Origin of the sequence: Pseudomonas lundensis (genome assembly GCF_002269125.1) — a bacterium.
Lineage (GTDB): Bacteria > Pseudomonadota > Gammaproteobacteria > Pseudomonadales > Pseudomonadaceae > Aquipseudomonas > Aquipseudomonas lundensis_A.
This window is the reverse complement of the sequence record NZ_NQKI01000084.1, coordinates 1-1745: the sequence shown is the minus strand read 5'-3', so window position 1 is coordinate 1745 and position 1745 is coordinate 1. Positions and strand designations below refer to the sequence as shown.

Annotated in this window: 2 protein-coding genes and 1 pseudogene; all 3 read left to right on the top strand. The window is 49.4% G+C overall.

The features are described from left to right. A pseudogene (locus CJF39_RS22545) lies at nucleotides 1–127 on the top strand (IS5/IS1182 family transposase); the annotation flags it as partial. A 4-nt stretch (nucleotides 128–131) separates the two neighbouring features. Continuing rightward, nucleotides 132–728, top strand: a complete 597-nt coding sequence (locus CJF39_RS22925; RefSeq protein WP_141232222.1) for a hypothetical protein — start codon at nucleotides 132–134, stop codon at nucleotides 726–728. Nucleotides 729–1211: 483 nt separating this feature from the next. Continuing rightward, nucleotides 1212–1682, top strand: a complete 471-nt coding sequence (locus CJF39_RS22530; RefSeq protein WP_249275431.1) for a DEAD/DEAH box helicase — start codon at nucleotides 1212–1214, stop codon at nucleotides 1680–1682. Nucleotides 1683–1745: the final 63 nt, after the last annotated feature.

The following is a 1745-nucleotide window of genomic DNA, read 5'->3' as shown; positions in this document are numbered from 1 at the left end:
GGCTGGCTGAAGGAGAACCGTCGCATCGTGACGCGCTTCGACAAGCTCGCAACAAGTTTTGCGGCGATGGTCTCATTTGGCCTGCGCTATGCGGTGCTTGCGACAATACTTTACGTACAGAGCCTAACAAAGTGCTCGAAAAGGTACATAGCGGCATCAACGTACCCGAAGATATGAAACAAGCTTTGGCTTTTGCTAAGTGCAGTCTACATGATTTTCATTTGCAAAATTTTAAGCCTATTGGCGGCCTTCCTGAATATCATCATCAGTTATGGCTCAATGATGTCTCTGAAGAAGTTGTTAATGAATATCACCGAGAAAGAGTTCAAATTCTTGAATCTGCTCTTGAACGGGCAGAAGAGAGGGTTAGGCCTAGTATCGAGACAGAGTTGATGTGCCTTTATAAAGACATGGAAGAGGTTAACCGAATAGCAAATGCCTCAAGGTCAATACCCTGCCATACTATGAAAGATGGCAAAGGTAGAGTTGATTGTCATGAGTTCTATAATGTGCTGAGGGAAAAACTTTCTGATGGGGATACCTTGATGAAGTACTCGTTACATCACTTGGAGTTTTCAGTCCTGTCCATCATCAGGCAATACAATCATGAATCCTGGCAGGCCTATATTTCCCCTGTCAAGGATGCGATGGAGAAGGCGTTCGCTCATCACGTGAAGATGTTCACACCTGATCGGTTCAATCTCACTGAAATTGGCAGAGGAGAGTGAATACTCTAACGGGCTATTCACGTTGCCCTGTTTTTCTCGTTGCAGAGGTATCTGGGAGAGATCAACGTCCCAATACCTGCCTTTCTCGCGTTCGACTAGATCAGTCGACCTTAGTACCCGCGGCGTGGGGTAGATGATTCGACCATTGTGAGTACGAAGGTGGCACATTGAGTTCCCGTTCGAGGGGAGGACGGCCTATAGGGCTTTCGGGTGTTGCTAATGGAGCACGCTATCCTTGGCGACGACCCTGTGGGCGTCGCGGCCATCTGCAAGAGATGGAACAAGCTGTCAGGGAATGCTCTGATCTATCACAATTAATCGTTGATGATGATATCCAATCGGACGAACATGGGTAGCTCAAGCTCAAGCTCAAGCTCAAGCTCAACGGCGATTGGGAGGTAAACAAGGATGGTGGACTTCAACAAACTCAGATCGCAGTCTCAGCGACCGGCACCGGTAGATCCCCTGGAAATCTTCAGGCGCATGCCAAAGCCTCAAGGCATCAATGATCTTTACACCAGTCAAGCTGAGGTGCTGGAGGCCTGGTTCAAGCGTAAGGACGAGCGTGACACGGTGGTCAAGCTCCATACCGGGGGAGGAAAGACTCTAGTAGGTCTGCTGATTGCTCAGTCGACCTTGAATGATCTGAAAGAGCCTGTGCTGTATCTGGCTCCGACCACGCAGTTGGTCAAGCAAACCCTGGAGAAAGCAAAATCGCTTGGGATTCTCGCTGTCCCATATACCCGAGGGCAGCCGCTGCACGATGACTTTATAAACGGCAAAGCGGTGATGGTCGCGTCGTACAAAGCCTTATTCAACGGCCATAGCAAGTTTGGGGTTCGTGGGGGGCGGATGCCCATTAAAGTGGGTGCAGTAATCCTCGATGACGCCCATGTGGCATTCTCTGTTGTGCGCGAGTCGTTCACTCTTGAGGTCTCATCTGTAGTGGTCTAATGAAACCGGACACTCATTTAGGCGAGAATGCTCGCCATATCGAGGTGTCAGATGACCAAGCAA